The sequence below is a fragment of the Pseudomonas sp. UF-293 genome, assembly GCF_058245595.1.
On sequence record NZ_JBSICA010000001.1, the window covers coordinates 123,108 to 146,664 of the forward strand.

Sequence of the window (23,557 nt, forward strand, 5' to 3'; positions counted from 1 at the left end):
CTGCCACTTTTGTCTGGATGCCGCTTTATGAGCACACCCCGTGAAACCATCGCCGCCGTCGCCACCGCCCAAGGTCGCGGCGGTGTGGGCATCGTCCGTATTTCCGGGCCGTTGGCCAGCGTTGCGGCAAAAGCCATCAGCGGCCGCGAGCTGAAACCGCGTTACGCCCATTACGGGCCATTTTTCAGTGACGACCGGCAAGTGCTGGACGAAGGTCTGGCTCTGTATTTCCCGGGGCCAAACTCGTTCACCGGCGAAGACGTCCTGGAACTGCAGGGTCACGGCGGCCCGATCGTCCTGGACATGTTGCTCAAGCGCTGTCTGGAACTGGGCTGCCGTCTGGCCCGTCCAGGGGAATTCAGCGAGCGCGCCTTCCTCAATGACAAACTTGATCTGGCCCAGGCCGAAGCCATCGCCGATTTGATCGAAGCCAGTTCTGCACAGGCTGCGCGCAATGCGCTGCGTTCATTGCAGGGTGCGTTTTCCCAGCGCGTGCATAACTTGACCGAGCAACTGATTGGCTTGCGTATCTACGTCGAAGCCGCCATCGACTTCCCGGAAGAGGAAATCGACTTTCTCGCCGACGGCCATGTATTGAGCATGCTCGACAAAGTACGCGATGAGTTATCCACAGTGCTGCGCGAAGCGGGGCAGGGCGCGTTATTGCGTGATGGCATGACCGTCGTCATCGCTGGCCGGCCAAATGCCGGAAAATCCAGCCTGTTGAATGCATTGGCGGGTCGCGAGGCTGCCATCGTCACCGAGATTGCCGGTACCACGCGGGATATCCTGCGCGAACATATCCACATCGACGGCATGCCTTTGCACGTGGTCGATACCGCAGGCTTGCGCGACACCGATGATCATGTGGAAAAGATTGGCGTGGAACGGGCGTTGAAAGCCATCGGTGAAGCGGATCGGGTTTTGCTGGTGGTCGATGCGACCGCACCCGAGGCACTGGATCCTTTTGCCTTGTGGCCAGAATTCCTTGAAACCCGACCGGATCCAGCAAAAGTCACCCTGATCCGGAACAAAGCCGATCTGACCGGTGAAGCGGTTGCTCTGGAAACCAGTGACGACGGCCACGTGACCATCAGTCTCAGCGCCAAGTCTGCCGAAGGCCTCGACCTGCTGCGTGATCACCTCAAGGCGTGCATGGGTTACGAGCAGACTTCGGAAAGCAGCTTCAGCGCACGTCGCCGCCATCTGGAAGCACTGCGCCAGGCCAGCGCGGCACTGGAACACGGCCGCGCGCAACTGACGCTGGCGGGCGCTGGCGAATTGCTCGCCGAGGATTTGCGTCAGGCTCAACATTCCTTGGGTGAAATTACCGGCGCATTCAGCTCAGATGATTTGCTGGGAAGGATTTTTTCCAGCTTCTGCATCGGCAAGTAAAGAAAAGGGCTGTGGATAATTCATCCACAGCCCTTTTTTGTTCACCAGTTATAGGAAACCGTACCGAGCAAAGTACGATCCTCGCCCCAGTAACAGCGGCCTGCGTCGTTGCATCCCGAAACGTATTCCTTATCGAACAAGTTCTTCGCATTCAGATCGACACTCCAGTGTGTATCGATCTGATATCCAACAGCCGCGTCGACCAATGTGACGTCGCCGGCATCCAGCTTTCCGTATAGAGAAGGCGAAGTGTAGGCAAACGCACTGTCGAAATAGCGCACGCCACCGGCCACATACAAGCCTTTCAGATCACTGTCGAGGAAGCGATATTTCGCCCAGACCGAGGCCTGGTTGCGCGGCACGCCGGTCATTTGATGACCTTTGACCAGCGACGTCGCTGCATCCTTGGTGATCTTCGCATCGGTGTAGGTATAAGCCGCCGTGACATTGAGGTTCTGCGTCAGGTTACTGTTGAGTTCCAGCTCCACCCCTTTGGCGCGGCTTTCGCCCACCTGGCGATAGGTCGACGTCGTTGCGTCGAAGTAGGTGTCGTCCTTCTTGCGCAGGTCATACACCGAAGCGGTGAAAGAGGTGTCCCAGCCGATCGGTTCGTACTTCAAACCCACTTCGTACTGGCTGCTGGTGATCGGATCAAGCGGTGCGCCGGCATTGGAAATCTGCTGCACTGGCACGAACGCTGTTGAATAGCTGACATACGGCGTCATGCCGTTGTCGAACTGATACATCACGCCTCCCTGATAGGTGAATTTCTTGTCCTCGGAACTGATGTTGCTGCCTTGGGCCACCTTGTCGCGGAAATCGCTGTCGACCCAGTCTTGACGTCCGCCAAGCAAGAACAGCCAGTGGTTGTACTTGCTCTGGATCTGTGCATAAACACCCTTCATCTGCTGCTCGAGCAAAGTGTTCTGCACGGCAATCGGCGTGGTCGGATCACGCCGGTAAACCGGGTTGTAGACGTCGATCGGTCCGACGATGCCGGCATTCCAGTCCTGGTTGAACGAGGTGCGATCGTAGCTGGCGCCAAACAATACGGTGTTTTCCAGATCGCCCGCCTGGAATTTGCCTTCCAGCTGGTTATCCAGCGAATACACCATGGATTTGTTGAAGCGATCGTAAGCGGTCATGTTCAGCCGCGTGCCGAAGCCGGCGTTGTTCAGATTGCCCGGCCAGGTTTCGTGGCGGGTGATGCGCGACTGCATGTAGCGCGAGTTCTGGCGGAACTGCCACTCATCGTTGAACGAATGGCTGAACTCGTAACCGGTGCTCCAGGTTTCCCGTTCGAAGGTATTCCAGTCCGGGTCACCGAGCATGGTGTCTTTGGATAACTGGCCGTTGGGATTGCTCAGCAACGTGCCGGCGGCCGGCAGGCCAAGCTCCATGTTTGTGTGATCTTTTTGGTAATTGGCCAGCAGAGTCAGCGTGTTGAAATCGTCAAAATTCAGGGTCAGCGAAGGGGCGATGTAAATGCGGTCGTCAGGAACGTGGTCGGTCTGGGTATCGGATTTGCGCCCCAGCATCACCACACGGCCGAGAACATTACCGCTGTCATTGAGCGGGCCGGAGACGTCGACGCCGATCTGCCGGCGATTGTTCGAGCCATAACCCAATTGCACTTCACCTTGCGGCGCGGCAGTCGGGCGCTTGCTGACCAGGTTGACCAGACCGCCCGGCGCATTTTCGCCATACAACAGCGACGACGGGCCACGGAATACCTCGACTCGTTCAAGTCCGTACGGCTCGGTGCTGGTGTCATAGCGATTGCCCTGCACGCGCAGTCCATCTCGGAGCAGACCGTAGCCGTAATCGGTGGCGTTGAAGCCGCGTATGTAAAACAGATCGCCGGCCAGACTGTCGCCGGCAGCGAACGGCGGGGCGAAGATTCCCGGCACGTAGCCGAGGACGTCGGTGAGTGTCTGGGATTTCTGATCCTTGATGCGTTGTCCGGTCACCACTGACACCGAACGAGGCGTTTCCGACAACGGTGTGCTGGTTTTCGTACCGATCCGGCTGTTTTGCGCCTTGTAGCCAACGTCGGCGGCGTAATCCAGATTCATTGGATTACCCAACTGCGCGTTGATGTTGGTCGGCGCCAGTTCCAGCGAATCTCCGTTGGGCAAGGTCTGCAGAATATAACTGCCAGGTGCTTGCGGCACAGCCTGTAAACCAGAGCCTTGCAACAATTGAGCGAAACCCTGTTCGACGCTGAAGTCGCCGTTCAACCCGGCGCTGCGCAAGCGACTTGTCTGCTGCGGTGAGAACGACAGAATCACATTGGCTGCAGAGGCGAACTGACTCAACGCACTGTCCAGCGGGCCGGCGGCAATGGCGTAGCGCTGCGATGCGGTCGCCGCGAAGGCGCTATGGCTGGTGACCAGGCAGGACGCAGCGCCGGCCATCAACAAGCTGTACACAATGCAGTGAGGAGAAAAGCGCTGACGGAACGTAGGAAGACGCATAGGTGGATTAGCCCTGAAGGTGACGAAGAGCCGCGTTTATCGCGATTACCTGTAGGGCCGGGTCAGGGTGGAAAAAGATAACCCTCGTTGAAATTATTTTTCCCCAACCGTTTTCTGATCAGGCGCGGTGGCTGATCGAGACCCAGTAACGGCTGAAATAGCGGACATCGATCGGCAACGAAGCCTGAAGATTGGCCAGCACTGCGTCGGTCGAATCGAGCCGGAAAGTCCCGGAGACCCGCAGATCTGCGGCCCGACGATCGCAATGCAGTACACCGCTGCGATAGCGGCCCAACTCTGCGATGACATCGCCCAAGGGCGCATCAAGAACGATTAATTGACCGTTGATCCAGGCGATTTCTGCTGGACGGAAGGGATGAATGCGCCCGACATGTCGACTATCGAAATCTGCGCCTTCACCTGCTTTGAGTACGAGTGGAGCGGCAGATGACTGCGCGGGCTGAATGCTGATTCGGTCTTCAAGAACGCCGACCCGGGTTGAGTTCGACAACTCGTGCACCGAGAACCGAGTACCCAATGCTTGAATCCGCCCGTCACGGGTTTGCACATAAAACGGCCGCCGATCACCGAGCTTGCCGGTTTGGACGAGGATCTCACCCGAGCGCACGCGAATCAGGCGTTGCGCTGCGTCGAAAGAAACATCGATGGCCGAATCGGTGTTGAGCTGGATCTGGCTGCCATCGGCCAGGCTGACGGTCCGACGCTGGCCCACACCGGTTTTATAGTCCGCCCAGACGTTGCCCATGGAAGTGTGAGTTTGAACATTCCAGCCAACGAAGCCTGTTCCCGCTGCAAGCAGCAGTAGCTTGAGTACCTGACGCCTTTGTAGGCTGCCATTGAGCGCACGTCGTTTCAGATCATGCGGCAGCGTACCGAGGTGGCGCTGCAACTGCTCCATCTGGGTCCACGCCGCCAAGTGCGCCGGATCGCTGTCTATCCACAACTGCCAGGCTTTTTGTTCGGCAAGGCTTGGTGGCTGGGATTGAAATTGGACGTACCAGCCGGCTGCAGCTTCAAATACCTGGCGGTCGGGAGCGATGGCCATCATTGCTGCGCCATGATCAGGGCGCATTCCGTCAGGGCGCGAATCATGTGTTTCTTTACTGTGGTCAGCGAAACCTTCAGGTGTACGGCAATCTGTTGATAAGTCAGTCCATCGACTTGCGAAAGCATGAAGATCTGCCTTGTACGCCTGCCCAGTCCGGCCAGAGCCTTATCCACAGCGATCAGAATCTCAATAATCAATGCCCGGTCTTCTTCGCTGATGACCGTTGCTTCCGGGCGGGCTGCAAGCGTCTGCAGATAAGCGGTTTCGATGGCGCACCGTCGATAACGGTCGATCACTAAACCGCGCGCAATTGTCGCCAGATAGTCCCTCGGCTCACGAATATGTACTGCATTGCGCGCCGCCAGAATTCGCAAAAACGTGTCATGTGCTACATCGGCCGCATCGCAGGCGTTGTGCAGTTTCCCCTTGAGCCAGCCATATAGCCACGAATGGTGTTGCTCGTAGATTTGCTCGATGGCGGCGGTATGGGCGGGTAGGGGCATGGAAGAAACTGGAGAGTTAATGATAATGGCTATTATTAGCCTCTGTTACGTCCTCTCACAATAGCCTTTTCATTTCCTGCCCTTGGCTTGCCAAACGTCACCGATCCTTCGCTGGCGTTTTTTTGCGTCCCTAAAAAGCCATGTTGGCGATTTTCTGTGGATTAAGCCCTGTGAATAACTGCCACTGAGGTCAGTTGATAACAGGGGTTGAAAACTGGATATAACCCGCCCTGTGGATAACAACCCCTTTCATCCACAGGCTTATACGGGTTATCCAACGGCCTCATTGCTACTTTGGCACAGAGTTTTGAACCTCTGTACACATTGTAAAATATGGCCTGTAGCAATCTATCCACAGAAATGTTGCTCAGTAAGAATAAACATAAAAACAAAGGTTTTATAAATTTCTCTCTTTTTTATTCTTTTAACCTCGAGTTCTCCACAGCTGGTTAAATTTTGTGCAAAGGGTTCTTTAGAAAGGGCGAAGTCCCTATACTTGCCGACCAGGTCCAGAAACCTGAGCTCAAATTTTTCCTGAATGACCTACTTAAGCAGGCACGAGGTGCGTGGTGGATTTCCCTTCCCGTTTTGAAGTGATCGTCATCGGCGGCGGTCATGCCGGTACCGAGGCAGCACTTGCGTCAGCACGCATGGGCGCAAAAACCCTGTTGCTGACGCATAACGTGGAAACCCTCGGCGCCATGAGTTGCAACCCGGCCATCGGTGGCATCGGCAAAAGTCACCTGGTCAAGGAAATCGATGCCCTTGGCGGCGCGATGGCCATGGCTACCGATAAGGGCGGCATCCAGTTTCGCGTGTTGAACAGCCGCAAAGGTCCGGCCGTACGGGCGACCCGTGCGCAAGCCGACCGGATTCTGTACAAAGCTGCTGTCCGCGAAATACTGGAAAACCAGCCAAACCTGTGGATATTTCAACAGGCTGCCGACGACCTGATCGTTGAGCAGGAGCAAGTCCGTGGTGTTGTCACACAGATGGGTCTGCGTTTCTTCGCTGATTCCGTGGTGTTGACTACCGGTACCTTCCTCGGCGGACTTATCCACATTGGTTTGCAGAATTTCTCCGGCGGTCGTGCTGGTGATCCCCCTTCGATTGCTCTGGCCCACCGTCTGCGTGAGCTGCCACTGCGTGTCGGACGCTTGAAAACCGGTACGCCGCCGCGCATTGATGGCAAGTCTGTGGATTTTTCGGTAATGACCGAGCAACCGGGCGATACGCCGATTCCGGTGATGTCGTTCATGGGCAACAAGGAACAGCATCCACGCCAGGTCAGTTGCTGGATCACTCACACCAATGCGCGTACCCACGAAATCATCGCAGCGAACCTCGATCGTTCGCCGATGTATTCCGCAGCCGGTGAAATCGAAGGCGTCGGCCCGCGTTATTGCCCGTCGATCGAAGACAAGATCCATCGCTTTGCCGACAAGGAAAGCCATCAGGTGTTCATCGAACCGGAAGGTCTGACCACCCATGAGCTCTACCCGAACGGGATATCCACAAGCCTGCCGTTCGATGTGCAATTGCAGATCGTGCAATCGATCCGCGGTATGGAAAACGCACATATCGTGCGTCCAGGTTATGCGATCGAGTACGACTACTTCGATCCGCGTGATTTGAAGTACAGCCTGGAAACCAAAGTCATCGGCGGTCTGTTCTTCGCCGGGCAGATCAACGGCACCACCGGTTACGAAGAAGCTGGCGCCCAGGGTCTGCTCGCCGGGGCCAACGCCGCACTGCGTGCCAAGGGCAAAGAAGCCTGGTGTCCGCGCCGCGATGAAGCGTATATCGGCGTGCTGGTCGACGACCTGATCACACTCGGCACCCAAGAGCCGTACCGCATGTTCACTTCCCGTGCCGAGTACCGGCTGATTCTGCGCGAAGACAACGCCGACCTGCGTCTGACCGAAAAAGGTCGCGAGCTCGGTCTGGTCGATGACGCGCGTTGGGCGGCCTTCTGCAAGAAGCGCGAAAGCATCGAACTTGAAGAACAGCGTCTGAAAAGCACTTGGGTACGGCCAAATACCCCGCAGGGCGATGCGATTGCCGAGAAATTCGGCACGCCGCTGACCCACGAATACAATTTGCTCAACCTGTTGAGCCGTCCGGAAATCGACTATGTCGGTCTGGTCGAAGTGACCGGGCAGGGCGCTGAAGATCCACAGGTCGCCGAGCAGGTTGAGATCAAGACCAAGTACGCCGGTTATATCGACCGTCAACAGGACGAAATCGCCCGTCTGCGCGCCAGCGAAGACACGAAATTGCCTGTGGATATCGATTACACCAACATTTCCGGTCTGTCCAAGGAGATCCAGAGCAAGCTCGGCGCCACACGTCCCGAGACTCTGGGCCAGGCTTCGCGGATTCCGGGTGTGACCCCGGCAGCGATTTCGCTGTTGATGATTCATTTGAAAAAACGCGGCGCGGGCCGTCAGTTGGAGCAAAGCGCTTGAGTTCTAAGGTCACTTCGCAACATGCCGAAGAGTTATCCACAGGAGCCCGCGAGCTCGGTGTCCATCTCACTGAAACCCAGCACGAATTGCTGCTGGGTTATCTGGCCCTGTTGATCAAATGGAACCAGGCCTACAACCTGACCGCTGTGCGCGATCCAGACGAAATGGTTTCGCGGCACTTGCTCGATAGTCTCAGCGTGATGTCGTTTATCGAAAACGATCGCTGGCTCGATGTCGGCAGTGGCGGTGGCATGCCCGGTATTCCGCTGGCGATCCTGTATCCCGAGTCGCAAGTGACCTGCCTGGACAGCAACGGCAAGAAAACCCGCTTCCTGACTCAGGTCAAACTCGAACTCAAACTGGATAACCTGCAAGTTATCCACAGTCGCGTCGAAGCCTTCCAGCCTGCGCAGCCTTTCAACGGGATCATTTCCCGGGCCTTCAGCAGCATGGAAAACTTCACTAACTGGACTCGCCACCTGGGCGATGCCAATACACGCTGGCTGGCAATGAAGGGCGTTCATCCGGCTGATGAGCTGGTAGCATTGCCGGCAGATTTCAAACTCGATAGCGAACACGCCCTGGCCGTACCCGGTTGCCAAGGCCAACGCCATCTGCTGATACTGCGCCGCACGGCATGATTGGGAACACAAGCAAGAATGGCTAAGGTATTCGCGATAGCGAACCAAAAGGGTGGTGTGGGCAAGACCACCACCTGCATCAACCTCGCAGCATCCCTGGTCGCGACCAAGCGCCGGGTGCTGTTGATCGATCTCGATCCACAGGGCAACGCCACCATGGGTAGCGGTGTGGATAAACATGGCCTGGAAAACTCGGTCTACGATCTGCTGATCGGTGAATGCGACCTGGGTCAGGCCATGCACTTCTCCGAGCACGGCGGTTATCAATTGCTGCCGGCCAACCGCGATCTGACCGCCGCCGAAGTGGTGCTGCTGGAAATGCAGATGAAGGAAAGCCGTCTGCGCAGTGCGCTGGCGCCAATTCGTGACAACTACGACTACATTCTGATCGACTGCCCGCCGTCACTGTCGATGCTCACCCTCAACGCACTGGTCGCCGCTGACGGGGTGATTATCCCTATGCAGTGCGAATACTTTGCGCTGGAGGGTTTGAGTGACCTTGTGGATAACATCAAGCGCATTGCCGAGCTGCTCAATCCCAACCTGAAAGTCGAAGGCCTGCTGCGGACCATGTACGACCCGCGGTTGAGCCTGATGAATGATGTCTCGGCACAGCTCAAGGAGCATTTCGGCGATCAGCTCTACGACACGGTAATCCCGCGCAACATCCGCCTGGCCGAAGCACCGAGCTACGGCATGCCGGCGCTGGCCTACGACAAGCAATCGCGTGGTGCCCTGGCCTATCTGGCTCTGGCGGGCGAGATGGTTCGTCGTCAGCGCAAAAATTCACGCATTGCTGCTGCTCAGCCAACTTAAGGAATCCCCATGGCCGTCAAGAAACGAGGTCTCGGACGTGGACTGGATGCACTGCTGAGTGGTCCGACGGTCAGCGCGCTGGAAGAACAAGCCGCGCAGGCTGACACCCGCGAACTGCAACACCTGCCGCTGGACCTGCTGCAGCGCGGCAAATATCAGCCGCGCCGCGACATGGACCCGCAGGCCCTGGAAGAGCTGGCACAGTCGATCAAGGCTCAAGGCGTGATGCAGCCGATCGTGGTGCGCCCGATTGGCGGCGGTCGCTTTGAGATCATTGCCGGTGAACGCCGCTGGCGCGCCAGTCAGCAGGCCGGGCAGGAAACCATCCCGGCGATGGTCCGCGATGTGCCGGATGAAACCGCGATTGCCATTGCGCTGATCGAGAACATTCAGCGTGAAGACCTTAATCCGATCGAAGAAGCAGTGGCTTTGCAGCGCTTGCAGCAGGAATTCCAGCTGACTCAGCAGCAGGTTGCCGAGGCTGTGGGTAAGTCGCGGGTGACTGTGGCTAACCTGTTGCGACTTATTGCACTGCCCGAAGTGATCAAGACCATGCTTTCGCACGGCGACCTGGAAATGGGTCACGCGCGTGCTTTGCTTGGTCTGCCGGACAATCAGCAGGTCGAAGGGGCGCGACATGTTGTCGCACGAGGACTGACCGTGCGCCAAACCGAGGCACTGGTTCGTCAGTGGTTGAGTGGTAAACCGGAGCCTGTGGAAGCTGCAAAACCCGACCCGGACATCGCTCGCCTCGAGCAGCGCCTGGCCGAGCGCCTAGGCTCTGCGGTGCAGATTCGCCATGGCAAGAAGGGCAAAGGCCAATTGGTGATCGGATATAACTCCCTCGATGAGCTTCAAGGTGTGCTCGCACACATCCGCTGAAACATTTCCTCATGTAGCGCGCAGTCGGAAATCACTACCTGACAGTTGAATAGGGGCAGAACCGCCCCTATACTCTGCGCGCATTTTGTCGGCACAAATTATGCCAAGTTATTGAATTTCGGCAGCCGACCATTGGAGAGCAACTGTGATGGAAACCCGCACGCCAAACCGCTTGCCTTTCCATCGCCTGGCGGTTTTTCCGGTGTTGATGGCTCAATTTGTCATTCTGCTCATTGCCGCTTTGGCGCTCTGGCAATGGCATGGAGTCGTTGCCGGATACTCGGGACTTTGCGGAGGCCTGATAGCCTTGCTGCCCAATGTTTATTTCGCTCACAGGGCATTTCGGTTTTCCGGCGCCCGAGCAGCCCAGTCCATCGTCCGGTCTTTTTATGCCGGCGAGGCAGGCAAACTTATTTTGACGGCAGTGCTGTTTGCACTGGTGTTCGCAGGTGTGAAGCCACTGGCGCCGATCGCAGTATTCGGCGTGTTCGTGCTGACTCAGTCGGTCAGCTGGTTCGCTCCCCTGCTGATGAGAACAAGACTTTCGAGACCTTAGGGCGTTTGAGGCAACCATGGCAGAGACAACCGCTTCGGGCTATATCCAGCACCACTTGCAGAACCTGACTTTCGGTCAGCTACCCAACGGCGGCTGGGGCTTTGCCCACACCGCAGCAGAGGCCAAGGAAATGGGCTTCTGGGCTTTCCACGTCGATACCCTCGGCTGGTCGGTCGCGCTGGGTCTGATCTTCGTTCTTCTTTTCCGCATGGCGGCAAAGAAAGCGACGTCGGGCCAGCCGGGTGCCTTGCAGAACTTCGTTGAAGTATTGGTCGAATTCGTCGATGGCAGCGTGAAAGACAGCTTCCATGGCCGTAGCCCGGTGATCGCACCGCTGGCACTGACCATCTTCGTCTGGGTGTTCCTGATGAACGCCGTCGACCTGGTACCGGTCGACTGGATTCCTCAGCTGGCCATCCTGATCTCCGGTGACCACCACATCCCGTTCCGCGCCGTGTCGACTACCGACCCGAACGCGACTCTGGGCATGGCGTTCTCGGTGTTCGCACTGATCATTTTCTACAGCATCAAGGTCAAGGGCATCGGCGGCTTCATCGGCGAACTGACCCTGCACCCGTTCGGCAGCAAGAACATCTTCGTTCAGGCCCTGCTGATCCCGGTGAACTTCCTGCTGGAATTCGTCACCCTGATCGCCAAACCGATCTCTCTGGCTCTGCGTCTGTTCGGCAACATGTATGCCGGCGAGCTGGTGTTCATTCTGATCGCTGTGATGTTCGGCAGCGGCCTGCTCTGGCTCAGCGGCCTGGGCGTAGTTCTGCAGTGGGCGTGGGCTGTATTCCACATCCTGATCATCACGCTGCAGGCGTTCATCTTCATGATGCTGACCATCGTCTACCTGTCGATGGCGCACGAAGAAAACCATTAAGACCAGTCTCGACTAGTCTGATGTCCTTCCCGGTAAAACGGGAAGGGGCTCCTTGCGGGGCATCTGAAACGATTTGTTTTACCGCTTTAATCTAAAAAACCTAAACCATACGACGTAAAAGTCGGGAGGAAAGATGGAAACTGTAGTTGGTCTAACCGCTATCGCTGTTGCACTGTTGATCGGCCTGGGCGCACTGGGTACCGCAATTGGTTTCGGCCTGCTGGGCGGCAAGTTCCTGGAAGGCGCAGCGCGTCAGCCAGAAATGGTTCCAATGCTGCAAGTGAAAATGTTCATCGTTGCCGGTCTGCTCGACGCCGTAACCATGATCGGTGTTGGTATCGCTCTGTTCTTCACCTTTGCGAACCCGTTCGTTGGTCAGATCGCTGGCTGATTACTCGGATCTTCCGGGTAATTTGGTGTGATGGACAACGTAACTGCGAGGTGTTGGCGTGAACATTAATGCGACCCTGATTGGCCAGTCCGTTGCGTTCCTGATTTTTGTACTGTTCTGCATGAAGTATGTATGGCCTCCGGTCATCGCTGCTCTGCACGAACGTCAAAAGAAGATCGCTGATGGTCTGGACGCTGCCAGCCGTGCAGCTCGCGACCTGGAGTTGGCCCAAGAGAAAGCGGGTCAGCAACTGCGCGAAGCGAAAGCTCAGGCAGCTGAAATCATCGAGCAAGCCAAGAAACGCGGTAACCAGATCGTCGAAGAGGCTGTTGAAAAAGCCCGTATCGACGCTGACCGTGTGAAGGTTCAGGCTCAAGCCGAGATCGAACAGGAACTGAACAGCGTCAAAGACAAGCTGCGTGCCCAAGTGGGCTTGCTGGCTGTTGGCGGCGCCGAGAAGATCCTGGGTGCCACAATCGATCAAAACGCGCACGCAGAGCTGGTTAACCAACTGGCTGCTGAAATCTAAGCGAGGGCGATCATGGCAGAACTGACCACGTTGGCCCGACCTTACGCTAAGGCGGCCTTCGAGCACGCTCAGGCCCACCAGCAACTGGCCAATTGGTCAGCCATGCTCGGCCTGGCAGCAGCGGTGTCGCAAGACGACACCCTGCAGCGCGTGCTCAAGGCCCCGCGACTGACGAGCGCAGAAAAGGCCGCCACGTTCATTGACGTGTGCGGCGACAAGTTTGATGAAAAGGCACGCAACTTCATCAACGTCGTTGCCGAGAACGACCGTCTCCTGCTTCTGCCGGAGATCGCCGCTCTGTTCGACCTGTACAAGGCCGAACAAGAGAAATCGGTAGACGTTGAAGTAACCAGTGCATTTGCATTGAACCAAGAACAGCAAGACAAACTCGCCAAGGTTCTCAGTGCACGACTCAACCGGGAAGTGCGCCTGCAAGTTGCGGAGGACGCTGCCTTGATTGGTGGTGTCGTGATCCGCGCCGGCGACCTGGTTATCGATGGCTCGATTCGCGGCAAAATCGCGAAACTTGCCGAAGCATTGAAATCTTGAGTTTGAAGGGGCAGCAGAGCAATGCAGCAACTCAATCCTTCCGAAATAAGTGAAATTATCAAGGGCCGCATCGACAAGCTCGATGTGACCTCCCAAGCCCGTAACGAAGGCACTGTCGTCAGCGTATCTGACGGCATCGTGCGGATTCACGGTCTGGCCGACGTCATGTACGGCGAGATGATCGAGTTTCCGGGCGGCGTCTACGGTATGGCCCTCAACCTGGAGCAGGACTCCGTAGGTGCCGTGGTATTGGGCTCCTACCAGTCGCTGGCTGAAGGCATGAGCGCCAAGTGCACCGGCCGCATCCTCGAGGTTCCTGTTGGTAAGGAATTGCTGGGTCGCGTAGTCGATGCTCTGGGTAACCCTGTTGACGGCAAAGGTCCACTGGGCAACACCGAGACCGACGCGGTCGAGAAAGTTGCTCCAGGCGTGATCTGGCGTAAGTCGGTAGACCAGCCTGTACAGACTGGCTACAAGGCTGTCGATGCCATGATCCCTGTCGGCCGTGGCCAGCGTGAGCTGATCATCGGTGACCGTCAGATCGGTAAAACCGCTCTGGCGATCGACGCGATCATCAACCAGAAAGACAGCGGCATTTTCTGCGTCTACGTAGCTATCGGTCAGAAGCAATCGACCATCGCCAACGTGGTTCGCAAGCTGGAAGAAAACGGCGCCCTGGCCAACACGATCATCGTGGCTGCCAGTGCTTCGGAATCTCCTGCGCTGCAATTCCTGGCACCGTACTCCGGTTGCACCATGGGTGAATTCTTCCGCGACCGCGGTGAAGACGCGCTGATCGTTTATGACGATCTGTCCAAGCAAGCAGTGGCTTACCGCCAGATTTCCCTGCTGCTGCGCCGTCCACCAGGCCGTGAAGCTTACCCAGGCGACGTGTTCTATCTCCACTCCCGTCTGCTGGAGCGCGCATCCCGCGTTTCGGAAGAATACGTAGAGAAGTTCACCAACGGCGCAGTGACCGGCAAAACCGGTTCCCTGACCGCACTGCCGATCATCGAAACCCAGGCTGGCGACGTTTCCGCGTTCGTTCCGACCAACGTGATTTCCATCACCGACGGTCAGATCTTCCTGGAATCGGCGATGTTCAACTCGGGCATCCGCCCTGCAGTGAACGCCGGTGTTTCGGTATCCCGTGTGGGTGGTGCCGCTCAGACCAAGATCATCAAGAAGCTGTCCGGTGGTATCCGTACCGCTCTGGCTCAGTACCGTGAACTGGCGGCATTCGCCCAGTTCGCTTCTGACCTGGACGAAGCGACCCGCAAGCAACTTGAGCATGGTCAGCGCGTTACCGAGCTGATGAAGCAGAAGCAATACGCACCGATGTCGATCGCTGACATGGCGCTGTCGCTGTATGCCGCTGAGCGTGGGTTCCTGACTGACATTGAAATCGCCAAGATCGGCAGCTTCGAACAAGCGCTGATTGCTTTCTTCAACCGCGATCACGCCGATTTGATGGCCAAGATCAACGTTAAAGGTGACTTCAATGACGAAATCGACGCTGGCATGAAAGCCGGTATCGAGAAGTTCAAGGCCACCCAAACCTGGTAAGCCGCAGCGGGAGCCGCGAGGCTCCCGCTTGCTAACCTGATAGGTGTTACATGGCAGGCGCAAAAGAGATTCGCAGTAAGATTGCGAGCATCAAAAGCACGCAAAAGATTACCAGCGCCATGGAAAAAGTGGCGGTCAGCAAAATGCGCAAGGCACAAATGCGCATGGCTGCTAGCCGTCCTTATGCGGAGCGTATCCGCCAGGTTATTGGGCATCTGGCCAACGCCAACCCGGAATACCGCCACCCGTTCATGATCGACCGCGAAATCAAGCGTGTTGGTTATGTTGTGGTGAGCAGTGACCGTGGTCTGTGCGGCGGCTTGAATACCAACCTGTTCAAGGCCCTGGTCAAGGACATGGCGGTAAACCGCGAAAACGGCGTCGAGATTGATCTGTGTGTCGTTGGTAGCAAGGGTGCGGCCTTTTTCCGTAACTTCGGCGGTAACGTCGTTGCAGCTATCAGCCACCTGGGTGAAGAGCCGTCGATCAATGATCTGATCGGCAGCGTCAAGGTGATGCTGGATGCCTACCTGGACGGCCGTATTGACCGCCTGTCCGTGGTGTCCAACAAGTTCATCAACACCATGACGCAACAGCCTACCGTGGAGCAGTTGATTCCACTGGTGGCTACCCCGGATCAGGATCTCAAGCACCACTGGGACTATCTCTACGAACCGGATGCCAAAGAGCTGCTTGACGGCTTGATGGTCCGTTACGTCGAGTCGCAGGTCTACCAGGCGGTGGTCGAGAACAACGCGGCTGAACAGGCTGCGCGGATGATCGCGATGAAGAACGCTACCGACAACGCCGGTGATTTGATCAGCGATTTGCAGCTGATCTACAACAAGGCGCGTCAGGCTGCGATCACCCAAGAGATCTCGGAAATCGTCGGCGGCGCTGCCGCGGTTTAACGGTTCAAATATTCAGAGGATCCAGCTATGAGTAGCGGACGTATCGTTCAAATCATCGGCGCCGTTATCGACGTGGAATTTCCACGCGACAGCGTACCGAGCATCTACAACGCGCTGACTGTACAAAGCGCGGCCGCAACCACTCTGGAAGTTCAGCAGCAGCTGGGCGACGGCGTGGTTCGCACCATTGCGATGGGTTCCACCGAAGGCTTGAAGCGCGGTCTGGAAGTTACCGACTCTGGCGCAGCCATCTCCGTACCAGTCGGTAAAGCGACCCTGGGCCGGATCATGGACGTCCTCGGTAACCCGATCGACGAAGCAGGCCCGATCGACACCGAAGAGCGCTGGGGCATTCACCGTCCAGCGCCTTCGTTCGCTGAACAGGCAGGCGGCAACGACCTGCTGGAAACCGGCATCAAGGTTATCGACCTGGTCTGCCCGTTCGCCAAAGGCGGTAAAGTCGGTCTGTTCGGTGGTGCCGGTGTAGGCAAAACCGTAAACATGATGGAACTGATCCGTAACATCGCCATCGAGCACAGCGGTTATTCCGTGTTCGCCGGTGTGGGTGAGCGTACTCGTGAGGGTAACGACTTCTACCACGAGATGAAGGATTCCAACGTTCTGGACAAAGTGGCACTGGTTTACGGTCAGATGAACGAGCCGCCGGGAAACCGTCTGCGCGTAGCACTGACCGGCCTGACCATGGCCGAGAAGTTCCGTGACGAAGGTAACGACGTTCTGCTGTTCGTCGACAACATCTATCGTTACACCCTGGCCGGTACTGAAGTATCCGCACTGCTGGGCCGTATGCCTTCGGCAGTAGGTTATCAGCCGACCCTGGCTGAAGAGATGGGCGTTCTGCAGGAACGTATCACTTCGACCAAGGAAGGTTCGATCACTTCGATCCAGGCGGTATACGTACCTGCGGATGACTTGACCGACCCGTCGCCAGCGACCACCTTCGCCCACTTGGACGCCACCGTCGTTCTGTCCCGTGACATCGCTTCCCTGGGTATCTACCCGGCGGTAGATCCACTGGATTCGACTTCGCGCCAGCTGGACCCGAACGTGATCGGCCAGGACCACTACGACACCGCTCGCGGCGTTCAGTATGTTCTGCAGCGTTACAAAGAGCTGAAAGACATCATCGCGATCCTGGGTATGGACGAGCTGTCGGAAGCCGACAAACAGTTGGTTAACCGTGCTCGTAAGATCCAGCGCTTCTTGTCGCAGCCGTTCTTCGTGGCTGAAGTCTTCACCGGTGCTTCGGGTAAATACGTTTCCCTGAAAGACACCATTGCTGGCTTCAAAGGCATCCTCAACGGTGACTACGACCACCTGCCAGAACAAGCGTTCTACATGGTTGGCGGCATCGAAGAAGCGATCGAGAAAGCCAAGAAACTGTAATCCCGGCGCCCGGCAACGGGCGCTAATTTAGGTTGAGGCAATCAGATGGCTATGACAGTCCATTGCGATATCGTCAGCGCGGAAGGGGAAATCTTTTCCGGCCTGGTCGAGATGGTGATTGCGCACGGTGCACTGGGTGATCTTGGTATCGCTCTGGGTCACGCGCCGCTGATCACTAATCTCAAGCCGGGTCCGATCCGCCTGATCAAGCAAGGCGGGGAAGCCGAGGTGTTCTACATCTCCGGTGGTTTCCTCGAGGTTCAGCCGAACATGGTCAAGGTACTTGCCGATACCGTGCAACGTGCCGCCGACCTGGATGAAGCTCAGGCTCAGGCAGCTCTCAAGGCTGCCGAGAATGCCCTGAACGAAAAAGGCGCGGACTTCGATTACGGCGCCGCTGCCACTCGTCTGGCCGAGGCTGCAGCTCAGCTGCGCACCGTCCAGCAGATCCGCAAGAAGTTTGGCGGTTAATCCGTCAGCCGCTTGTTGTGCGATTGATAAAAAAGGGTAGCCTCGGCTACCCTTTTTTCTTTTCCGAATTCCCCAGAAACCGGTCGCAGTCGCTGACCACCCAGGATTGGTAGCCAGTCATGTCTCTCGAAATCGTTATCCTCGCGGCCGGTCAAGGCACTCGTATGCGCTCGGCGCTGCCCAAAGTGCTGCATCCGGTTGCCGGCAACTCCATGCTCGGCCATGTTATCCACAGCGCCCGGCAACTTGATCCACAGCGCATCCACGTGGTGATCGGTCACGGTGCCGATGTGGTGCGTGAGCGACTGGCAGCTGATGACCTGAACTTCGTGTTGCAGGACAAACAGCTCGGTACTGGCCATGCCACCGCCCAAGCGGTGCCGTTCATTGACGCCGACACCGTGCTGATTCTTTACGGCGATGTGCCTCTGATTGAAGTTGAGACCCTGCAGCGTCTGCTCAAGCATGTGGTGCCGGGACAAATGGGCCTGCTCACCGTAGAGCTGGATGACCCGACCGGTTATGGCCGCATCGTGCGCGATGCCGACGGCAAGGTTGCGGCCATCGTCGAGCACAAAGACGCCAGCGAAGCGCAACGGGCCATCACAGAGGGCAACACCGGCATCCTCGCCGTGCCGGCCAATCGCCTGGCGGACTGGATGAGCCGCTTGTCCAATAACAACGCGCAGGGCGAGTACTACCTGACCGACGTGATCGAAATGGCGGTCAGCGATGGTTTGGTCGTCGCTACCGAACAACCGCACGACCCGATGGAAGTCCAGGGCGCCAATGATCGCAAGCAATTGTCTGAACTGGAGCGTCATTACCAGTTGCGCGCCGGCCGTCGTCTGATGGCTCAAGGCGTGACCCTGCGTGACCCGGCACGTTTCGATGTGCGCGGCGAGGTCAGCGTAGGCCGCGATGTGCTGATCGACATCAACGTGATCCTCGAAGGCAAGGTGATTATCGAAGACGACGTTGAGATCGGTCCGAACTGCGTGATCAAGGACAGCACCCTGCGTAAGGGCGTGGTGATCAAGGCCAACAGTCATATCGAAGGCGCCATTCTCGGTGAAGGCAGCGACGCCGGTCCCTTCGCGCGTTTGCGCCCGGGCACTGTGCTCGAAGCTCGCGCCCATGTCGGTAATTTCGTTGAGCTCAAAAACGCCCATATGGGCGAGGGTGCCAAGGCTGGCCACCTGACCTATCTGGGCGATGCCGAAATCGGCGCACGCACCAACATCGGTGCCGGCACCATCACTTGCAACTACGATGGCGCCAACAAATGGAAAACCGTATTGGGGGCTGACGTTTTCATCGGCTCCAACAACTCGCTGGTTGCGCCTGTGGATATCTCCAACGGTGCAACCACTGCGGCTGGCTCGACCATCACGCAAAATGTGGATAACGCTCAGCTGGCAGTTGCCCGAGCTCGTCAGAAGAACATTGATGGCTGGAAGCGGCCGGAAAAAATCAAAAAATCCTGATTTATCCACAAGCTCTGTGGGAGCGAGCCTGCTCGCGAATGCGGTTTGTCAGTCACGTCTTCAGTGGCTGAGACTCCCCTTTCGCGAGCGGGCTCGCTCCCACAGTCATTTCAATCTTTCTGAATTTTTCTCTCCGCGTCTTGACGGCAACCTTTCGATAGAGTTTCATTGCTTGCGTTATCTTTCGAATCGAAACTTAAGCCGCCATGTCCAAACGCAACACTCCTCAGCGTCGTCATAACATCCTCGCCTTGCTCAACGAGCAGGGCGAAGTCAGTGTGGATGAGCTGGCCAAGCGTTTCGAAACTTCCGAAGTTACGATTCGCAAGGATCTTGCTGCGCTGGAAACCCATGGTCTGTTGCTGCGTCGTTACGGCGGTGCGATCACCATGCCGCAAGAGCTGGTCGCAGAAACTGCGCAGAGTATCTCCAAGTACAAGCAGGCGATTGCTCGGGCGGCAGTCAAACGCATCCGCGAACACGCGCGCATCATCATCGACAGCGGCAGCACCACCGCCGCGATGATTCCAGAACTGGGCCAGCAACCTGGCCTGGTGGTGATGACCAACTCCCTGCACGTCGCCAACGCCTTGAGCGAACTGGAACACGAGCCGGTGCTGCTGATGACCGGTGGCACCTGGGATCCGCACTCCGAATCCTTTCAGGGCCAGGTCGCCGAGCAGGTACTACGCTCTTACGACTTCGACCAATTGTTCATCGGCGCCGACGGTATCGATCTGGTGCGCGGCACCACCACATTCAATGAACTGCTCGGTCTCAGCCGGGTGATGGCCGACGTGGCGCGGGAAGTCATCGTCATGGTCGAGGCCGACAAGATCGGCCGCAAGATTCCCAACCTGGAGCTGCCCTGGAGCAGCATCCATACCCTCATTACCGATGATCGCCTGCCAGTCGAGGCACGCGATCAGCTTCAGGCCCGCGGGATCACCTTGATCTGTGCGGCTGTCAGTCAGGAGAAATAACCATGTGTGGCATTGTCGGCGCAGTAGCTGAACGTAATATCACCGCCATCCTTCTCGAAGGCCTGAAGCGCCTCGAATACCGCGGCTATGACAGCGCCGGTGTGGCGGTTTACACCAACGACCGGACCCTGGAACGCATGCGTCGTCCGGGCAAGGTCAGCGAGCTGGAAACCGCACTGGCCGAACAGCCGCTGGCCGGCCGCCTCGGTATCGCCCACACTCGTTGGGCGACTCATGGCGCACCGTGCGAACGCAACGCTCATCCGCATTTTTCCGGTGACATTGCGGTGGTGCACAACGGCATCATCGAAAACCACGAAGCCCTGCGCGAACAGCTCAAAGCGCTGGGCTATGCGTTCAGCTCGGACACCGACACCGAAGTCATCGCCCACCTGCTGACCCACAAGCTCAAGGAACAACCGGACCTGACTGCCGCGCTCAAAGCGACCGTCAAGGAGCTGCATGGCGCCTACGGTCTGGCAGTGATCAACGCACAGCAACCGGATCGTCTGGTTGCCGCGCGCAGTGGCAGTCCATTGGTGATCGGGCTGGGCCTGGGCGAAAACTTCCTCGCTTCCGACCAACTCGCTCTGCGTCAGGTCACTGACCGCTTCATGTACCTGGAAGAAGGCGATATCGCTGAAATCCGTCGCGACAGCGTGCAGATCTGGGACGTAACCGGTAACGCGGTCGAGCGCCAGACCGTGCAGTACACCGACGGTGCCGAAGCCGCCGACAAGGGCGAGTTCCGCCACTACATGCTCAAGGAAATCCACGAGCAACCGACCGTGGTCCAGCGCACCCTCGAAGGCCGCCTGAGCAATGATCAGGTGCTGGTAGAGGCCTTCGGTCCGCAAGCCGCCGAGCTGTTTGCCAAAGTGCGCAACGTGCAAATCGTCGCCTGCGGCACCAGCTATCACGCCGGTATGGTCGCGCGTTACTGGCTCGAAGAACTGGCCGGCATCCCCTGCCAAGTCGAAGTCGCCAGCGAATTCCGTTATCGCAAAGTCGTGGTGCAGCCGGACACATTGTTTGTGACCATCTCGCAGTCCGGCGAAACCGCTGACACCCTCGCGGCCCTGCGCAATGCCAAGGACCTGGGCTTCCTCGCCAGCCTGGCGATCTGCAACGTCGGCATCAGCTCGCTGGTGCGTGAATCCGACCTGACCCTGCTGACCCAGGCCGGTCGCGAAATCGGCGTGGCTTCGACCAAAGCCTTCACCACGCAACTGGTCGGCCTACTGTTGCTGACTCTGTCGCTGGGCCAGGTACGCGGTACTTTGGCCAACGGCGTCGAAGCCACGCTGGTCGAAGAGCTGCGTCGTCTGCCGACTCGCCTCGGCGAAGCGCTGGCGATGGACAGCACCGTGGAAAAAATCGCCGAGCTGTTCGCCGAGAAAAACCACACTCTGTTCCTCGGCCGTGGCGCGCAATTCCCGGTCGCGATGGAAGGTGCCTTGAAACTCAAGGAAATCTCCTACATCCACGCCGAAGCCTATCCGGCCGGTGAACTGAAGCACGGTCCGCTGGCCCTTGTGGATAACGACATGCCGGTGGTCACCGTCGCGCCGAACAACGAACTGCTGGAGAAGCTCAAGTCCAACTTGCAGGAAGTCCGCGCCCGTGGCGGCGAGTTGATCGTATTTGCAGACGTTAAGGCCGCGATGACCAATGGCGAGGGCACTCATGTGGTGCAGATGCCACACATCCACGACATTCTCTCGCCGATCCTTTATACGATCCCGCTGCAACTGCTGTCGTACTACGTCGCCGTGCTCAAGGGCACCGACGTCGATCAACCGCGCAACCTGGCGAAATCGGTGACCGTGGAATAAGTTATCCACCGTTGGCCTAAGCTCCCACAATCGCAGCCTCGGCTGCGATTGTCGTATCCGTCGCCGAGGAATCCCATGGACCGCTTTCAGGAAATGCAGATCTTCGTTGTCGTCGCTCAGGAGCAAGGCTTTTCGGCGGCGTCGCGGCGTCTGGGGTTGTCAGCGGCAAGCGTCACCCGAGCGGTGGCGGCGCTGGAGCAGCATATCGGTACACAGTTGCTGGTGCGTACCACGCGTACCGTGCATCTCACCGAAGCCGGGCAGCGTTATTTCGATGACTGCCGGCGGATTCTCGCCGAGGTGCAGGAGGCCGAGGATTCGGCGGCAGGCAGCCATGCCTTGCCGCGCGGGCAGTTGACGATCACTGCGCCGGTGCTGTTTGGCGATCTGTTCGTGACGCCAGTGATGGCCGATTACCTTTGTCGTTATCCGGATGTGTCGATCAACGCGCTGTTGCTGGACCGGGTGGTCAACATGGTCGAGGAGGGCATTGATGTCGCGGTACGCATCGGTGAGCTGCCGGACAGCAATCAGCATGCGATTCGCGTCGGGGAAGTGCGGCGGGTAATCTGCGCTTCGCCGGGGTTTCTGGCTGAACATGGCCGCCCGGAGCATCCGCAGGCCTTGGCCGGGCTGCCGGTGGTGGCGACGTCGGCGATCGGTCAGCAACGCAACTGGCCGTTTCTCGACGGCGGTGAAGCACTCAGCGTGCGCACCGAACCGCGCCTGACCGTCACGGCCAATCAGTCGGCGATCACCGCCGCGCGCAAAGGCCTGGGTCTGACGCGAGTGCTGTCCTATCAAGTGGCGGACAAGGTTGCGGCGGGCGAGCTGGAAATCGTCCTTGCCGAGTTCGAACTGCCGCCGTTGCCGATCCACGTGGTGTATCAGGGCGGGCGCAAGGCGCCGGCGCGAATCCGCAGTTTTGTCGACTTCGCCGTGAAGGCGCTGCGCGAGCATCCGGCCTTGAGCGCTACGGCGTTATTGCACGAGATGAAATAATCGATTGCAGGTGCTGGTTATTCTGTTGTTCCGGCAACACATGGATGATGACTCATCGGCGCGCTCATCCCCGTAGCGACGTCACTTTCCAGCGGAGTCGACCATGCAAGCGATCAAACTCTACAACTTCCCCCGTTCCGGCCATGCCCATCGCGTCGAGTTGATGCTGTCGCTGCTGCAACTGCCGACCGAGCTGATCTTTGTCGACCTGGCCAAGGGTGAGCACAAGCAGTCGCAGTACCTGGCGATCAACAGCTTCGGCCAAGTACCGGCGATTGATGACAACGGCGTGGTGCTGGCCGATTCCAACGCGATCCTGGTTTATCTGGCGCAGAAGTATGGCAACGGTCGCTGGCTGCCGACCGACCCGGTGGGCGCAGCGCATGTGCAGCGCTGGCTTTCGGCAGCGGCGGGACCGATTGCCTTTGGCCCGGCGGCGGCACGCCTGATCACGGTGTTTGGTGCGCAGCTGAATGCCGAGGAAGTCATTGGCCGTGCGCACAACCTGCTCAAGGTCATGGAACTGGAATTGGGCAGAACTGCCTATCTGGCGGGGCAAGAGCCGACCATCGCTGACGTATCCGCCTACAGCTACATTGCCCACGCTCCGGAGGGGAATGTCTCGCTGGATGACTACGCCAACGTTCGCGCCTGGCTGGCGCGGATCGAAGCGTTGCCGGGTTTTGTCGCGATGCCGCGTACTGTCGCGGGTTTGCAGAAAACCGCGTGATCT

At 57.9% G+C, this 23,557-nt stretch carries 22 protein-coding genes; 19 read left to right on the forward strand and 3 right to left on the reverse strand.

Annotation, left to right across the window (positions count from 1 at the left end; translation table 11 throughout):
• Positions 1-27: 27 nt before the first annotated feature.
• On the forward strand, positions 28-1,395 hold the full coding sequence (gene mnmE / locus AC4IHP_RS00600) for a tRNA uridine-5-carboxymethylaminomethyl(34) synthesis GTPase MnmE (protein ID WP_460122519.1): 1,368 nt from the start codon (positions 28-30) through the stop codon (positions 1,393-1,395).
• A gap of 41 nt (positions 1,396-1,436) precedes the next feature.
• On the opposite strand, the gene AC4IHP_RS00605 is transcribed toward mnmE, so the two are convergent.
• From AC4IHP_RS00605 to AC4IHP_RS00615, 3 genes are all read right to left on the reverse strand, one after another.
• A complete protein-coding gene (locus tag AC4IHP_RS00605; RefSeq protein WP_490830626.1) occupies positions 1,437-3,872 on the reverse strand; it encodes a TonB-dependent siderophore receptor in 2,436 nt (811 codons plus the stop codon).
• A 118-nt stretch (positions 3,873-3,990) separates the two neighbouring features.
• Complete coding sequence (locus tag AC4IHP_RS00610; protein WP_490830787.1) at positions 3,991-4,938, reverse strand: FecR domain-containing protein; 948 nt, start codon at positions 4,936-4,938, stop codon at positions 3,991-3,993.
• On the reverse strand, positions 4,938-5,444 hold the full coding sequence (locus tag AC4IHP_RS00615; RefSeq protein WP_460122515.1) for a sigma-70 family RNA polymerase sigma factor: 507 nt from the start codon (positions 5,442-5,444) through the stop codon (positions 4,938-4,940). The genes AC4IHP_RS00610 and AC4IHP_RS00615 overlap by 1 nt, the downstream gene beginning before the upstream one ends.
• A gap of 569 nt (positions 5,445-6,013) precedes the next feature.
• Between AC4IHP_RS00615 and mnmG the strand changes: the two genes are divergently transcribed.
• From mnmG to AC4IHP_RS00705, 18 genes are all read left to right on the forward strand, one after another.
• Positions 6,014-7,912: a tRNA uridine-5-carboxymethylaminomethyl(34) synthesis enzyme MnmG gene (gene mnmG / locus AC4IHP_RS00620; protein WP_490830627.1), complete on the forward strand. Its 1,899-nt coding sequence runs from the start codon at positions 6,014-6,016 to the stop codon at positions 7,910-7,912.
• Positions 7,909-8,553: a 16S rRNA (guanine(527)-N(7))-methyltransferase RsmG gene (rsmG, locus tag AC4IHP_RS00625; protein ID WP_490830628.1), complete on the forward strand. Its 645-nt coding sequence runs from the start codon at positions 7,909-7,911 to the stop codon at positions 8,551-8,553. The genes mnmG and rsmG overlap by 4 nt, the downstream gene beginning before the upstream one ends.
• An 18-nt stretch (positions 8,554-8,571) precedes the next feature.
• Positions 8,572-9,369 carry a ParA family protein gene (locus AC4IHP_RS00630; protein ID WP_016772400.1) on the forward strand — a complete coding sequence of 266 codons (798 nt, stop codon included), beginning with the start codon at positions 8,572-8,574 and terminating at the stop codon, positions 9,367-9,369.
• 9 nt (positions 9,370-9,378) lie between these two features.
• Positions 9,379-10,251 (forward strand): ParB/RepB/Spo0J family partition protein, encoded by an 873-nt coding sequence (locus tag AC4IHP_RS00635; protein WP_007960777.1) that lies wholly within the window; start codon positions 9,379-9,381, stop codon positions 10,249-10,251.
• 148 nt (positions 10,252-10,399) lie between these two features.
• Complete coding sequence (locus tag AC4IHP_RS00640; RefSeq protein WP_016772401.1) at positions 10,400-10,807, forward strand: F0F1 ATP synthase subunit I; 408 nt, start codon at positions 10,400-10,402, stop codon at positions 10,805-10,807.
• 16 nt (positions 10,808-10,823) lie between these two features.
• Positions 10,824-11,693, forward strand: coding sequence for a F0F1 ATP synthase subunit A (atpB, locus tag AC4IHP_RS00645; RefSeq protein ID WP_042607991.1), 870 nt, complete (start codon positions 10,824-10,826; stop codon positions 11,691-11,693).
• Between the two features lie 133 nt (positions 11,694-11,826).
• A complete protein-coding gene (gene atpE, locus AC4IHP_RS00650; protein WP_003097235.1) occupies positions 11,827-12,084 on the forward strand; it encodes a F0F1 ATP synthase subunit C in 258 nt (85 codons plus the stop codon).
• Positions 12,085-12,142: 58 nt separating this feature from the next.
• The gene (locus AC4IHP_RS00655; protein WP_016772403.1) at positions 12,143-12,613 is read left to right on the forward strand and encodes a F0F1 ATP synthase subunit B; all 471 of its coding nucleotides are present in this window, start codon (positions 12,143-12,145) and stop codon (positions 12,611-12,613) included.
• Positions 12,614-12,625: 12 nt separating this feature from the next.
• Positions 12,626-13,162, forward strand: a complete 537-nt coding sequence (locus AC4IHP_RS00660) for a F0F1 ATP synthase subunit delta (protein ID WP_016772404.1) — start codon at positions 12,626-12,628, stop codon at positions 13,160-13,162.
• A 21-nt stretch (positions 13,163-13,183) separates the two neighbouring features.
• Positions 13,184-14,728: a F0F1 ATP synthase subunit alpha gene (atpA, locus tag AC4IHP_RS00665; protein WP_103302851.1), complete on the forward strand. Its 1,545-nt coding sequence runs from the start codon at positions 13,184-13,186 to the stop codon at positions 14,726-14,728.
• Between the two features lie 50 nt (positions 14,729-14,778).
• On the forward strand, positions 14,779-15,639 hold the full coding sequence (gene atpG, locus AC4IHP_RS00670; protein WP_007911960.1) for a F0F1 ATP synthase subunit gamma: 861 nt from the start codon (positions 14,779-14,781) through the stop codon (positions 15,637-15,639).
• Positions 15,640-15,666: 27 nt separating this feature from the next.
• The gene (atpD, locus tag AC4IHP_RS00675; protein ID WP_025112247.1) at positions 15,667-17,046 is read left to right on the forward strand and encodes a F0F1 ATP synthase subunit beta; all 1,380 of its coding nucleotides are present in this window, start codon (positions 15,667-15,669) and stop codon (positions 17,044-17,046) included.
• A 45-nt stretch (positions 17,047-17,091) separates the two neighbouring features.
• Entirely contained in the window at positions 17,092-17,517 is a 426-nt protein-coding gene (locus tag AC4IHP_RS00680) for a F0F1 ATP synthase subunit epsilon (RefSeq protein WP_016772407.1), read from the forward strand.
• Between the two features lie 119 nt (positions 17,518-17,636).
• Positions 17,637-19,004 carry a bifunctional UDP-N-acetylglucosamine diphosphorylase/glucosamine-1-phosphate N-acetyltransferase GlmU gene (gene glmU / locus AC4IHP_RS00685; RefSeq protein WP_490830629.1) on the forward strand — a complete coding sequence of 456 codons (1,368 nt, stop codon included), beginning with the start codon at positions 17,637-17,639 and terminating at the stop codon, positions 19,002-19,004.
• A 206-nt stretch (positions 19,005-19,210) separates the two neighbouring features.
• Positions 19,211-19,987, forward strand: a complete 777-nt coding sequence (locus AC4IHP_RS00690; protein ID WP_041476528.1) for a DeoR/GlpR family DNA-binding transcription regulator — start codon at positions 19,211-19,213, stop codon at positions 19,985-19,987.
• A 2-nt stretch (positions 19,988-19,989) separates the two neighbouring features.
• A complete protein-coding gene (gene glmS / locus AC4IHP_RS00695) occupies positions 19,990-21,822 on the forward strand; it encodes a glutamine--fructose-6-phosphate transaminase (isomerizing) (protein ID WP_490830630.1) in 1,833 nt (610 codons plus the stop codon).
• Between the two features lie 75 nt (positions 21,823-21,897).
• Entirely contained in the window at positions 21,898-22,824 is a 927-nt protein-coding gene (locus AC4IHP_RS00700) for a LysR family transcriptional regulator (RefSeq protein WP_460122502.1), read from the forward strand.
• 103 nt (positions 22,825-22,927) lie between these two features.
• Positions 22,928-23,554, forward strand: coding sequence for a glutathione S-transferase family protein (locus AC4IHP_RS00705; RefSeq protein WP_460122500.1), 627 nt, complete (start codon positions 22,928-22,930; stop codon positions 23,552-23,554).
• Positions 23,555-23,557 lie beyond the last annotated feature (3 nt).